This window comes from Paenibacillus sp. FSL L8-0470, assembly GCF_038008625.1.
Lineage (GTDB): Bacteria > Bacillota > Bacilli > Paenibacillales > Paenibacillaceae > Paenibacillus_AQ.
In genome coordinates this window covers 2,364,411-2,377,906 of sequence record NZ_JBBOZM010000001.1, presented here as the reverse complement: position 1 = coordinate 2,377,906, position 13,496 = coordinate 2,364,411, and the positions used below count along the sequence as shown (strand labels likewise).

The window sequence follows — 13,496 nt, the reverse complement described above, 5'->3', positions numbered from 1 at the left end:
CCTTTAGAGGTTGTCCTATTTCTTTCCGGACGACAGATCCATCGCTGCCTTCCCAAGTACTGCTGTACCTTTCCACTTCCATAGAAAAGACTGAACTTGCAGTGCCCTCCTGAACTTGGCGAGTGACGGGCAACGCTGTTCCTGGCGCATGGCCAGTCCCCAATGAACGGTTCGCGACAGCCAGCGGCTGACTTCCGGATTCTTGGTCCTAACCGCAGGAATTTGTTCATCGAACAAGCGCAGCTTCACATCGGCAGGTGCTTCACCACAGAAGCAATAATGTAATAACGCAGCCAGACTGAATATATCAGACATCTCATTATGAGGTGACAATTCAGAGTAAAGCTCCAAGGGAGAGTAGCATGCTGATGTAAAGATTGTCTGCTTCTCCCCTTCCTTAAGCGGAAGCCGGACTGCAGACCCAAAATCAATAAGCTTCGGAGTGCCATCTTCCATAATCATAATATTGGAGGGCTTAATATCCCGGTGAATAATGCCTTGAGTATGTATGTATTCCAGCGTCTCCACCAACGGTAGTAAGGTATGATTGATGAATAACGCGCGGTCAACCGCTCCACGTGCACTCAGCCACTTATCCAGAGATGTTCCCTGGCAGTATTCCATAACAATATATCCTGTCCCGTTAGCTTCCAGATGAGCAAGATACTTCAGAAGATGAGGATGCTTCAATTCAGAAAGAAGCTCCGCCTCTTGCATAAACGAATGCAGAAGCTCATCATATTTGTCCAGACTATTCCCCAATCGAATTTCAACCGTACGCTTATCAGCTTTTCGCCGGGCCAGCACCGCCGGATAAAACTCCTTAATTGCGACTGGTTTTCCCGTCTCCTTTTCCCTTCCCAAATAGACGATTCCAAGCTCACTGCGTGATATTACTTTTTTGATCTGATAGACGCCATTCAGCAATGTGTTACGCGGCAAGGCAGAAGCATTTGATTTTCCGTCCACAGCCAGCCCTCTCTTTTGTTAGAATTCTATTAGACTGCATGCAAATCGAGTGAATATGAATATTGCATTATTCGTATATGATGTTTATCGACCGCTGTTGCTCAATTTTTTAATCAGTCACCAAAAAAATATAAAAATGTTGTCAAAAATCTCTACCGGACAAGTCACATATATATTTATACCTTTTTATATGCCATTCTTGCAATCTTTTTCTCCTTTGTTAATATCATCCTTTATTAAGATTCATACACAACACATCACCCGGGCAAGTATGGTTATATACAAATTCGCCATTGTAACATCCAATGTCTGGAAATATACTTAAGTGGTATCGTGCTGAAAGCTATTACCATGCAGAGCGGCACGAATAAGCGAGTTCCTGTGAAAGCGCTTAGATAGATTAGGTATCCTTGCATGGTGCTAATAATTTCAAGGAGGCATATATGTATGCTGTTTACGCCAGGCATTACCGACTGTTCACCGGCAGAGGTAGGTTATGATACTTCGAGAATCGGGGTTTTGCACAACCACTTCCAGAACCTGATTGATCAAAATAAAATCCAGGCCGCAGCTTACTGCGTCTCAAGGTATGGAAAGACATTTATGCACGGTGCTATGGGACCGCTTTCGTTCCGGGAAGACAGGGCCGAGCCGCTTTTACCGACAACTGTTCATAATATCGCATCCATTACTAAAGCCGTTACCTCAGTAGCAATGGCCAAGCTTGTGGAGGACGGTATTCTCCGGTTTGACCTTCCTGTCAGCACGTTCCTGGAGCAGTTTAACGTGGACCCTTTTAACAAAATCGATATTTACAGCCTTCTGACCCATACCTCGGGCCTGTTTCCCGACTGTGCGGGCAGCTTAGTTCCCTATCATAAATCTTATTGGCAATTAATCGGTGAATATTTCGAAAAGTATAACCCTGAGAATGGGGATCCGGACTGGATCACAGCCGCGCTGAGCTGCGGGGTCAATAAAAAAGTCGGCGAGGAATGGCAGTACTGCTCATTTGGCTTCTGCCTGCTCGGAGAAATCATCAAGAAAGTGACTGGCGTAACCGCGGAACAGTACATAGAAGAGCAAATCCTGAAGCCTCTTGGCATGAAGGATACTGTTTGGGAACTGACGCCGGAGCTAGCCGGACGCGCCATTATAAGAAACGAGAGACGTGAGAAGCGGCTGAACGATCTAATTAACGGTAATCTGCCTGAAGTCTCTCCAGAGGAAAAGCTGTGGGATACAGTCTCCAGCACCGGCGGAGGCCTGGCCTCTACGCCAGCCGACCTCATCCGGTTCGCCAACATGCTCCTCAGCATGGGAACACTGGGTGATACCCGTATCGTCGGCCGTAAAGCGGTTGAGAAGATCACGACCCGCACCCTGTACGGGGTTCCCGATTATTGCTGGGATAACGATGTCAAAGACCGGAGCTATGGCATTGGACTGGATATGAGGAGAGGCCCCGCCTTCCTCTACTCTCCAACCAGCTATTTTCATGAAGGCGCTGGAGCCTGCTGCATGGCCATCGACCCTACAGAGCAGCTTGCCGCTGTATGGTTTGTGCCTTTTACCGGTGATAATTGGTACGCAGAGGGCCTATTTAATGTAACTAATATCATTTGGTCTGGACTCACCTGATGAATAGCCTGCAACGCAAATGGCTTATTTGCCGGACGGTGGCGGAGGTAACTTACAAGGAATGGAGTGCCTACCGCACTCATTCCATGGTGTCCATTATCGTCGGTCCTGTATATTTTATGGTGCAATATTATATCTGGACGGCGGTATATGGAGATCATGCTTCGCTCGGCGGTATCGGACTCCCCCAAATGATCCGCTATTTCGGCGCTACTGCGCTTATCGGTTACCTGGTCATGGATTTTGCCGATTGGAACTTATCCATGCTTGTGCGCACCGGTAAGTTTCTTACCTTTCATTTGCGCCCGATTCATCACCGTTCTTTCGCTTTGTTTCAGAAGATCGGGCATCGGTCTCTCGGTTTCCTGTTTGAATTTTTACCCTGCCTATTGATCTTCATTTTTATTTTTGGAGTTGATATGCGGCCGGCAAGCTTTCCATGGATGCTTCTGTCGGTGCTGCTTGCCTTTCTAATGATTTTTTATGTGAACTACATGATCGGCCTGACTTCATTTTGGCTTGTCCAGTCAGCTGGAATACGAAGCGCTTTTATGCTGGTGTCGGGTATTTTTTCGGGTGCGCTTATTCCGCTTGATTTTTTTCCGCACTGGCTTCAGGTGATCCAGTTCTTCCTGCCGTTCCAGTACATGGCCTACCTGCCTGCAATGGTTTTTACCGGCCATTACTCCCTTGGAGGCGTTGAGCTTTCCATTGAGCAAGCCGTGGGCATACAGGCGGCGGCCTTGTTCGTTACGTTCGGATTAAACGAGCTTGTTCGCCGTCTGGCCATGAAGCAGTTTACTGCTGTCGGCGCGTGAATGCCCCCATGAAAGGACAGTTTTTTACATGAAACGGTATCTGGATATTTACAGGCAGTGCATGTATTCTGCTTTGCAGTCGGCTGTGGCCTATCGTATGAATTTCATTATCAGCAGTCTGATCACCCTGGCCGGCAACATTCTGTTTCCGCTGGTGACCCTGCTTATTTACCGGGCGGGCACCAGCTTTCCCGGTTGGAGCTTGTTTGAGGTGTTGTTGATCCAGTCTGTATTCACCATGTCCAGCGGCCTTTCTAGCCTTATTTTCGGCGGCGTTCTCTGGACCACAATGTCGCATGTCCGTGAGGGAAGCTTCGAGGTTATTCTTATGAAACCGCTGAATCCGCTGTTTTTTATTGTTGCCACAACATTTTCTACCGAAAGTGTTGGCCTGTTTCTGGGCGGGGTTTCGCTATTCATATTCTCCGCTATGCATGTCGGCACCATTCCGGTCCTATTCTGGCTCCAATTTGCCGGGATGTTTATCGCAGGGACGGCGGTCCTGGCAGGACTATCTCTAATGATGGCCGCTATGTCCTTCAAATGGGTGGGCAACTCGAGAATTTCCGAACTTGCTGACAGTGTGCTGCACATTGGAAAATATCCGCTGCCCATATTTCCGAAGGCTGTACAAGCTTTGGCCACGATGATAATTCCTGTGGGAATGGTAGGCTTCTTCCCTGCTTCCGCTCTCCTAGGACGGGTGCATGCCAGCGATTTCGCTGCTGTTCTGCCCTGCTTTTTATTTCTGGCGGCAGGAGTATGGATTTACCGGCATATGATCAGATTGTACGAGGGGGTAGGCGGATGATGCCGGTTATTGATGTGAAGCATTTGACTAAAACGTATAAAACCTATAAGCGGGGCGCAGGTATGGGTCAGACCTTTAAGAGCTTCTTCCAGCGTGAAGAGGTCGTGGTCAACGCCGTCAACGATATCAGCTTTGCCATTGGGCAGGGGGAAATCTGCGGTATTCTGGGTCCCAATGGGGCGGGGAAATCAACGGCGATCAAAATGCTCTGCGGTGCGCTGTTTCCCACAAGCGGTGAAATTCAAGTTCTTGGTTATTCGCCTGCCCGGGACAGGAAGCGCTATGTCGGCAAAATCGGAGCCGTATTCGGTCAGAAATCCCAATTGATCTGGGACATTCCGCCTATCGACAGCTTCAACATGAACAAGGCAATCTACGGAATCGCCAATCAGGACTTTAAACGCCGTCTGGAAGAGCTGACGGGGATGCTGGATATTGCACATGTGATTGAAAAGCCCACACGAGTGCTGTCCCTTGGCGAACGAATGAAATGCGAATTCGTCATGGCTATGCTGCACCGGCCGGAGGTTTTGTTTCTGGATGAGCCGACCATCGGGCTTGATGTGATCGCCAAGGTCAAAATCCGCGAATTCATTCACCAGATGAACAAGAAGCATAATATGACGTGTATTCTGACCACCCATGATCTTGAGGATGTGGAGGAGCTTGCCCACCGGGTCATTGTCATTAACCACGGGGAAAAGGTTTTTGATGAATCGCTTCAGCAGCTGAAGCTTTTTCTGGGGGATAAGAAACGGGTCAGTTTTACTTTTGCAGAGTCTGTGCACAAAACCATCTTCGACAATGCCTACACCAAGGTGGTCGAGCGCCCGTCAGACTTTCAAATTACGCTTGAAGTGGATACGGCACTTATTTCAATCAGCGATTTTATTGAAGAAATCTCCAGGAAGCACCGCTTCTCCGACATTTCGGTCAAGGAACTGCCGATCCAGCAGGTGGTCATGAATATTTATGAGAATGCGGGTGGGGTGCCCGGCTAGCGGTTTGACTCCTGCTGGATCATATTACTGTAAGGTATGGTGAAGGAGTCGTGTGAATTACTACGGACCTAGGAGCCTTTATTTCCACCATAAACACTGTTTTGTCTACCTTCCGGACTCAGATGCAGCTAATTGCTGACCTTCCGCGTGAAACATGCCTGATGGAGGGGAATAAGTGCAGCACGGTCCGTTAGCATTGCTAAATGTGTCAATTAGAGAAAATAAAGGCTGTGGGGTCCGAAGTTCAGGAGAAGGAATTCAGGGACTCGATAACCTATCGCAGAAGCTGGTGTTTGGGGCTTAGGGTTGGATCAGGCGGGCGCGAAATAGTACCAACCCATTGCTTTTTCTTCCTCGCACATCACTTAATCTGGCCTTCTTTTAGCAAATACTGTACAGCACTTTGGAGTTCTGCCTGCACCTTCTTGTATTCTATGGCTTGCCAGGTTCTAAGCAGGGGCACAAAACGGGCATTGCCTGTCCCTTTGATCTTCTCAATCAGTAGAAGGATCATTCCGCGATTGCGATCCTTAAGCGTTTCTACATAAGAATAGTCATGCCCGTCCAGCAATGAGCCAAGCTTGAGCAGTAACTCCTCAGCATATGTTTCACGTTCTATAGCCCACCCTTTTTCCGAAAAAACTATCAACGGCAATCTGTCGCTATATTCGATTTCCAGATACCCTTTGCGGATCATCCAGTCGATTCGATGCATAATATCCTCCAGCTTCAATTCATGATAAAAGCCATAGACGGGAGATAGCTGAAGCTCATGCTTTAGCACACTCTTGTCTTTAGAGCCTTTCAGAATTTTGGCGAGCAGGTTCCTCCCTCCAGTCATAATTAGTTCATCAGCAGCACGAAGGATGGCTTTGATCTCTTGGTCTGCCAGAGTGCGAATATCTCCAGAATCCAACTGAACTTTGACTTTCGGGCTTTTTTTGCCCATCACCTCTCCTCCTACCCATTGGGATGTACATGTACTTTTATACATTACCAAATCTCTAAATCCGTTGTAAATAATAAAGGGGAAAATCCGCTCTCCCAAGATTCCCCATATTCTGCTATGCTAATATAATTACAAAGAACAAAGAAGCAGGAGGCGCAAGTAGAACAATGGATGCATTTCAATATGAGCTTACTTCAGAGACTGCTATCAATCTGAAATATGAATATGGAGGTGAATACTTCACGTTCAGCCTGTACCGGGATGACAGGGGATGGGTTCTTCACCCTTTTGATGGTATGCTGCTGGGGAATCAGGCGATGTGCGCTCTTGTCGTACAAGAGTTGTTCAAGCACAAGCCTTTTCAGGTAATGCTGGCGAAAGAAAGTATTCTCTTTTCCGATATACGTTCTACCGTTAACCTCGAGAATGTTAACACTCCGATTGCTGCACGCAATGAGCGGGAGTCACACGATAGCCCGGCCGATGACATGATGGATTTTGTTGAGCAGCACACGGTTGAAGAGGTCATTGATTACGAGTGTGGGCTTATCGGAAGCCGCATTTCGTTTTATAAGGAAATCCTGCAGCGTATGTTCATGGACAATCTGGGTCCTTCGGATCCGGAGTTCCAAAAGGTGCAGGATATTGTACGTATTTACGAACATTCCTTGGAGAAGCTATCCAGTCTGAACGGCCCGAATCTCGACGCCGGAAGACGTGGCAGATTCTAACCTGCTCAGGTATTGATCCAGCGCTACTAATCTTTTGAAAGGCTGATTCTAATGACATTTGATCTGATTAAGGGACAAAAATGTAATTTAACGAAAGACGAGCCTTTACTTACCCGTATTATAGTAGGAATGGGCTGGCATAATACCAGATCTGAGGTTGAGGTTGATTTTTCTGCTTTTTTGCTTACGCCGGCCCAGACAGTCTCTAAAGATGACGATCTTATTTTTTATGGCAACCCTTCTGCTGCGAATCAATCCGTAGCTGTATTACTGTCCGATAAAAGAGCCTACGCGGGGTTAACCGATAACACCCAAATCGCTGTTGAGCTTCGGCAAATTCCTACGGACTACGAACGGATTGCATTTGCGCTAACGATTTATGAGGGTGAAAAGCGGCAGCAAAACTTCTCGCTACTGGACGATGCGTATTTACGGATTATCAACGCCGCTGATGGAACAGAACTTATCCGCTACAGGCTAGGTAAAGCTTTTTCTGTAGAGACCGCCATTGTCGCCGGAGAAATCTATAGATACAATAATGAATGGAAGTTCAGCGCTGTGGGTTCCGGATATGCAGGAGGCTTAGCTGCCTTATGCGAAAGTTATGGAATAAAGGTTAATAACATAGTGCCGTCAGTTCTACCCTCTAGCCCAGTAATTCAATCGCAGCAGTCACCCATTCCTCTCCCAGAGCTGCGGTCACGGCCTAAGGCCCCTCCTCTAGATCTCAATACCATCTTGCTTAAGAAACGCGGGGAGATGATCAATCTCCAGAAAGGGACGGAATCCCTGGGCGAGGTACTGATTAATCTCAACTGGTATCAAAAAAAATCATCGGGCTGGTTCGGCAGTAAAGGCATCGATCTTGACCTTGGTTGTCTGTTTGAATTAAAAAATGGCATTAAAGGCTCTGTCCAAGCACTCGGAGAATCCTTCGGAAGCTTGAACAGACCGCCTTATATCTCCCTAGACGGGGATGACCGCACCGGATCCATTGTCACGGGCGAGAATCTGCGGATTAATGGCCATTATCTTTCCGAAATCAGCAGAATTGTTATCTTTGCTTTCATCTATGAGGGAATTACGAACTGGTCGGAGGCTGACGCTGTTGTAACCATCAATCAGCAGAGCGGACCAGAGATCGAGGTCCGGCTGGATGAGCATAACAACAATAAGGGGATGTGTGCCATCGCCATGATTCGTAATCACAATGATGAGACATTCAGCGTGGAGAGACTCGTAGATTATTTCGCCGGGCACCAGGAATTGGATCAGTATTATAACTGGAATCTAAGATGGGAAGCCGGTAGCAAATAGCGGCATTCGGAATCGTTGGAGGGAAAGTTATATATACGTCATTCCTTCCGATTATCCGTTTATCGGAAGGAATGAACCTTAACGGAAGACTATGATTGAAGTATGCCCTTCAATGAAGATCAACTCCTCTTTCTCTTAAAAGCTATACAGCCCCTTATCTTCCGCTTTCCGTATCCAAACCTGCATGTATCCTGATTCCCTGTTGTCCCAGGCATAATAAGGGATGAATTGACAAGGTCTACCTTCCCCATCCTTGCCTTTCAGAACGGCAACGCCGCCGAGCAGTTCCGGTTGATGCTCCACCAGTAACGTCTCATGGGCAGAAAATGAATACCCATCATAGGAAAGCCGGGAATTATCCAACTGCTCCAGGCAATACACGATAGGACCTCGCTGAATGGCAACCCGGCCTTGATTGTCCAGCACCTCCGGCCTCGCCTGAATGATTTCTACAGGCATATCCAGTTCAAGTTCAATCGTATCGTTCTGTGACCAAGCTCGATGAATAGCGATATAACCCTGCTCAGTCAACGCCTCAACTCCCGGCAAGGATTTACCTCCAACCTTAACCTTATAACCCCTGCACCAGCCAGGTATCCGCAAATAAATGCTGAAACAATCACTTTTATCCGCTTCCACCGTAAGCTCAATTTTACCGTTCCAAGGATATTGAGTGGTTTGCTTGAGCTTAACGCCCAGCCCACTCTCCATTACGATCTCTGCTTCACCATTCATATATTGATTGACTGCAATGCCCTGACCGGTCTGAGCATATGAATATTGACCAATAGACGGGAGGAACCGTGCCAAATTCGTCGGACAGCACGAGGTGTCAAACCAAGGCACCCGGTGGTGATCGCCCTTCGAAGCCAGTGGATTAACATAGAAAAACTTGTCTCCGGTCAACGATATTCCTGCCAAAGCGCCATTGTACATTTCCCGCTCCACCACATCCGCATATTTGGCATCTCCAAACAACAGATTCATGCGATGATTCCAGAAAACCATGGCGATAGCGGCACAGGTCTCACAATAAGCGGATTCATTCGGCAAATCATAATCATGTGTAAATCCTTCATTATGGCCGGATGGACCAATCCCCCCAGTCACATACATATTGCGCTCTACCGTATGTGACCATACTCTATGCAGGGCATCAACAAAATCAGGTTCCCCCGACACGTGAACCACGTCCGCCATAGCGGTATATAAATACATCGCCCGGACAGCATGACCAGTCACCCGCTGGATGTCTCTGACCGGAACATCGTCTTGGCAATACGCAGGGCCCCACTCCTTAGTGTCCCATATTTCTCCAACTCCATATCCATGTCCACGTTCCTCAAGCAACCACAAGGAGAGCTTCCAATATCGTTGTTCCCGGGTAACACGGTAGAGCTTTACAAGAGCAAGCTCAATTTCCTCATGGCCTTCCACCCAATGGCGTTTGCCTGGACCAAACAGACTGTCATAATGATCCGCCAATTTACAAGCGACATCAAGAAGCTTAGGCTTGCCGGTTGCCTCAAAATAAGCAACCGCTGCCTCGATTAAATGCCCTCCATTGTACATCTCATGCTTCTCCATATCCGTCCATTTGGACTCGGGTGCTTCAAGCGTATAATAAGTGCTCAAATAACCGTCCGGTTCCTGGGCGGAGGCTATAAGGTCAATAATCCGGTCCGCTTGCGCTTCCAGCTCCGTATCCGGCTCCGACATAAGCGAATAGGCAATACCTTCGATGACCTTATAGACATCGGAATCATTGAAATAAATGCCTTCAAAAGTCCCTTCTATTAAGCCTCCCGCTTTGGCGAAATTCGATATACGCCCTGTCTCCTCACATTTCGTGAGGCAGGCAGGCAGCGTAACCTTTTTCAACACCTCCAGACGCGGACGCCAGAAAACATCCTCAATGGTTACATTCGTGAACGGCACACCCTGCCAATTACTTAGATGTGTTTTAATTTTTGTCATTATGAGGTATCCTCACTTTCCTGTCATTACCCCTTCAGACCTGATAATGTAATCCCCTCAAGGAAATATCGTTGTCCGATTAGAAATACGATTACACAAGGCAAGACAACTGCTGCTGAAGCCGCCATAAGCAAATCCCACTGCGCAGTGTACGAACCTTGAAACATTTGCAGCCCAAGCGCCAAGGTAAAGAGATGATCACTTTTTAAATAAATCAGGGGGCCCATGAAATCATTCCAGGAAGCCAGGAAGCTGAACAGTGCAACTACGATAACCGCCGAACGGCTTAACGGAAGTATAATTCTCGTGTATATTTGTAAATAGGTAGCTCCATCCACGAATGCCGCTTCATCAAAGTCCCGTGGGATCGTCAAGTAAAACTGGCGCAATAAAAAAATGTTGAAAATTCCCCCACCGAAATAAGCAGGCACGATTAATGGATAATACGTATCGTAGAAACCAAACATTTTCCAGCCAAGAAAGCTTGGAATGATTGTTACGGCAGCAGGCAGCATCATACTGGACATAAGAATAGCGAATACTGTATCCCTGCCCTTCCACACGATCCGTGAAAATCCGAAGGCTGCTATGCTGCTCGTTAAGACTGTACCTACAAGAACACTAGCTACAATAATAATCGTGTTGGTGAAAAAAGTATCGAACGGCAGCACAGTAAGGGCTTTATGGAAATTATCCCAATGAAACGGCCTCGGAATCCATTCCGGCGGCATCGTAAAGATTTGCGATAAATCCATGAGCGAGCTGCGGATTAACCAGACGAACGGTACGATAAACAAAAGGGAGATGAATATAAGCGCTGCATAACCAGATCCAAGGGAAAGCTTTGACTGTCTCAAGTACGCTCCCCTCCTTCGTAATACACCCATGACTTCGAGGTTTTAAATACAATAACCGTAAAGAACATGATGACGATGAACAGGATCCACGCCAGAGCAGATGCATACCCCATTTCGGTATCTCTAAAGCCTGTACGCCAGAGGTAAAATACATAGAACAAGCTTTTGTTATTCGGTCCACCTTCAGTTAAAATATAAGCTTCGTTAAATACCTGGAAGGATCCGATGATGGTCATGATGGTATTAAAAAATATCGTCGGTGTAACCATTGGAATCGTAATATGGCGCAGCTTGCTATACCAGCCTCCACCATCCACATCAATCGCTTCGTAGTACTGTTTGGAAATACCTGATAGGCCTGCCAGAAAAATAATCACCGTACTTCCAATTCCCCATAATGTGGTTAGTACAACAGACGGGATAACACTATTCTCCGCATATAACCAGTTGCTGGTTGGTAAATGAAGCCAGCTGAGCACGGAATTGATCAGTCCCAGGTCGGGATTCAGCAGCCACATCCAGATCATCGCCGATGCCACGGCTGGCACAATGCTGGGAAGATAGATAATCGTCCTAAATATGGCTCTGCCCCGAACGTTCATGTTCAGCAGCAAGGCAATACAAAAAGAAAGAATAATAACGGCTGGCACCCGAAGAATAACGAAATAGAAAGTAACCCCTAACGATTTGAAGAACAGCTCATCTTCACCTGAGAACATTCTCGAATAATTCTGAAAACCAATAAAGGAAGTTTGCTCCTTAAATACGTTATAATCCGTCAAGCTAAGCACCAGACTTGCAATCATGGGACCCAGTGTAAAAATAATAAACCCGAGTATAGCCGGAGACGTAAATAATAGTCCGTAAAACAGTCCCTTTCGCATAGCTGCCTCCAATCTTCTATAATCCGAACGCCGTCTCTTCGATTATTGTGCGATATCCCGGCGTCCTTGAACTTGTTCTTGTGCTTTGGCTGCTATGGAGTCCATTGCTTCTTGCGCGGTCTGTTGACCAAGCCATACTTTATCCAAGGCCGGATTCACGATATCCATTATTTTATTGAAATTTTTCACATAACCCGTTGGTGTCTGATGACTTTTCGTCAATAGCACATCTATAATAGCTTCTTTATAAGCCGAAGGTCTTGCATCCAGGTTCTCCGTCCATTTAGCCAACAATGCCGGGTCCGTATACCAATCCTTGTAGGATGGCATCCATGTGCCTGCAGTGATCATATCAATAGAAGACTCTGGATCAAGCAACGCCTTTAACAACTCCCAAGCCTCCTGCGGATGTTTGGTTGACTTAAAGATAGAGAACATTCCCGCAACAACGGTAGTTACTGGCTCTTTCAAGACTGGCAGTACCCCTACATTAAAGTTAAACTTCGATTGCGCCAAGGCTGCGCTTGCCCATTGCCCGTCTATAGCCATCGCTACCTTTTTGGTTTGAAGCGCTACATTCGTCGCCGGTATATTTTTGGCTTGCACGGGTGATGGCGAAACATGGTGTACATTCATTAAATCAGATACCTTCTGCAACGCCTCGACAGCTTCCGGCTGGTTAAGCGCAAACGTCTTCCCATCCTCCGAGATAAAATCTCCGCCGTTGGAGTATATAAAGTTGCTGTAGGCTCCCCACCAAGTGGAAGCATTAACACCATATTGCTTTATATTTTTAGAATCAAAATCAGCATCCTTTGCCGTTCTGCCTTTCGTATCCACAGTCAGTTGTTTAGCAACATCTACAAATTCATCCCATGTCCATGCTTCCGAGGCTTTAGCAGGCGGAGGTGAAATCCCCGCTTCCTTAAAGATATCTTCGTTATAAAAAAGACCAAAGGATTCGGGGCCTGGTCCTATACCAATCACATTACCAGGCTCAAGAGAATACATAATATTGGGCACCAGTTTGTCTACGTTGATATCCGGGTCTGAATCCAGAAATTCCTGAAGGTTATAGAATTTCCCTTGTTCAGCTAATGGAAAAGCAATGGTACCCGATTCCATCATGGCAACATCGGGTACATCATTCCCCGCTACCATTGTTGTCAGCTTCGTATCATAATCTGTTGCAATATGCTGAAGATCAACTTTGACATTTGGAAACTTCGCTTCAAACTTCTTAATCGCTACCTTGTAAGCAGCTACTTCATCGGGTGAACCCCATTCTGACAGGCGAAGGGTAATGGGATCTTGTGATTCTGCATCGCCGGATGCTGAGGGTGCCGCGTTACTATTGCTGCCGGTATCGGATTTCGAGCATGCAGATAAAATGGTAACCAGCATCAACAACAGAGCCGTGAGCACAAATTGCGATTTCTTTTGTCGTGTCATTTCTCAAACCCCTTTCAATTTCAATCCCGCTTGGTTCATAGCTGCAGTCTATGATGCTTATATTATAAGGTCCGTAATAGCGCTTACAT

General features: G+C 46.8%; 12 protein-coding genes. 6 read left to right on the top strand and 6 right to left on the bottom strand.

The annotated features are described in order from the left end of the window. Window positions 1-15 precede the first annotated feature (15 nt). Complete coding sequence (locus NST99_RS10640) at window positions 16-969, bottom strand: serine/threonine protein kinase (RefSeq protein ID WP_341091514.1); 954 nt, start codon at window positions 967-969, stop codon at window positions 16-18. A gap of 447 nt (window positions 970-1,416) precedes the next feature. Here NST99_RS10640 and NST99_RS10635 point away from each other — a divergent pair, with 447 nt between their 5' ends. The 4 genes from NST99_RS10635 to NST99_RS10620 are packed head-to-tail and all read left to right on the top strand — an operon-like array spanning window position 1,417 to window position 5,240. Further along, window positions 1,417-2,610, top strand: a complete 1,194-nt coding sequence (locus tag NST99_RS10635; RefSeq protein ID WP_341091513.1) for a serine hydrolase domain-containing protein — start codon at window positions 1,417-1,419, stop codon at window positions 2,608-2,610. Continuing rightward, window positions 2,610-3,428, top strand: coding sequence for an ABC transporter permease (locus NST99_RS10630; protein ID WP_341091512.1), 819 nt, complete (start codon window positions 2,610-2,612; stop codon window positions 3,426-3,428). The genes NST99_RS10635 and NST99_RS10630 overlap by 1 nt, the downstream gene beginning before the upstream one ends. Before the next feature lie 28 nt (window positions 3,429-3,456). After that, a complete protein-coding gene (locus NST99_RS10625) occupies window positions 3,457-4,239 on the top strand; it encodes an ABC transporter permease (protein WP_341091511.1) in 783 nt (260 codons plus the stop codon). After that, the gene (locus NST99_RS10620) at window positions 4,236-5,240 is read left to right on the top strand and encodes an ABC transporter ATP-binding protein (protein WP_341091510.1); all 1,005 of its coding nucleotides are present in this window, start codon (window positions 4,236-4,238) and stop codon (window positions 5,238-5,240) included. The genes NST99_RS10625 and NST99_RS10620 overlap by 4 nt, the downstream gene beginning before the upstream one ends. Before the next feature lie 361 nt (window positions 5,241-5,601). Here NST99_RS10620 and NST99_RS10615 read toward each other — a convergent pair whose 3' ends face one another. Beyond that, complete coding sequence (locus NST99_RS10615) at window positions 5,602-6,189, bottom strand: RQC-minor-1 family DNA-binding protein (RefSeq protein ID WP_341091509.1); 588 nt, start codon at window positions 6,187-6,189, stop codon at window positions 5,602-5,604. A gap of 167 nt (window positions 6,190-6,356) precedes the next feature. On the opposite strand from NST99_RS10615, the gene NST99_RS10610 reads away from it, so the two are divergent. Further along, the gene (locus NST99_RS10610) at window positions 6,357-6,920 is read left to right on the top strand and encodes a hypothetical protein (protein ID WP_341091507.1); all 564 of its coding nucleotides are present in this window, start codon (window positions 6,357-6,359) and stop codon (window positions 6,918-6,920) included. Window positions 6,921-6,971: 51 nt separating this feature from the next. After that, the gene (locus tag NST99_RS10605) at window positions 6,972-8,237 is read left to right on the top strand and encodes a TerD family protein (protein ID WP_341091506.1); all 1,266 of its coding nucleotides are present in this window, start codon (window positions 6,972-6,974) and stop codon (window positions 8,235-8,237) included. Window positions 8,238-8,372: 135 nt separating this feature from the next. Here NST99_RS10605 and NST99_RS10600 read toward each other — a convergent pair whose 3' ends face one another. Genes NST99_RS10600 through NST99_RS10585 form a run of 4 tightly spaced genes read right to left on the bottom strand, consistent with a single transcriptional unit; the run spans window position 8,373 to window position 13,407 of the window. After that, window positions 8,373-10,214: a glycoside hydrolase family 127 protein gene (locus tag NST99_RS10600; RefSeq protein WP_341091504.1), complete on the bottom strand. Its 1,842-nt coding sequence runs from the start codon at window positions 10,212-10,214 to the stop codon at window positions 8,373-8,375. 26 nt (window positions 10,215-10,240) lie between these two features. After that, a complete protein-coding gene (locus NST99_RS10595) occupies window positions 10,241-11,071 on the bottom strand; it encodes a carbohydrate ABC transporter permease (RefSeq protein WP_341091503.1) in 831 nt (276 codons plus the stop codon). Beyond that, window positions 11,068-11,955: a carbohydrate ABC transporter permease gene (locus NST99_RS10590; RefSeq protein ID WP_341091501.1), complete on the bottom strand. Its 888-nt coding sequence runs from the start codon at window positions 11,953-11,955 to the stop codon at window positions 11,068-11,070. Before NST99_RS10590 ends, NST99_RS10595 begins: the two co-directional genes overlap by 4 nt. Before the next feature lie 42 nt (window positions 11,956-11,997). After that, window positions 11,998-13,407 carry an ABC transporter substrate-binding protein gene (locus tag NST99_RS10585; RefSeq protein WP_341091498.1) on the bottom strand — a complete coding sequence of 470 codons (1,410 nt, stop codon included), beginning with the start codon at window positions 13,405-13,407 and terminating at the stop codon, window positions 11,998-12,000. Window positions 13,408-13,496: the final 89 nt, after the last annotated feature.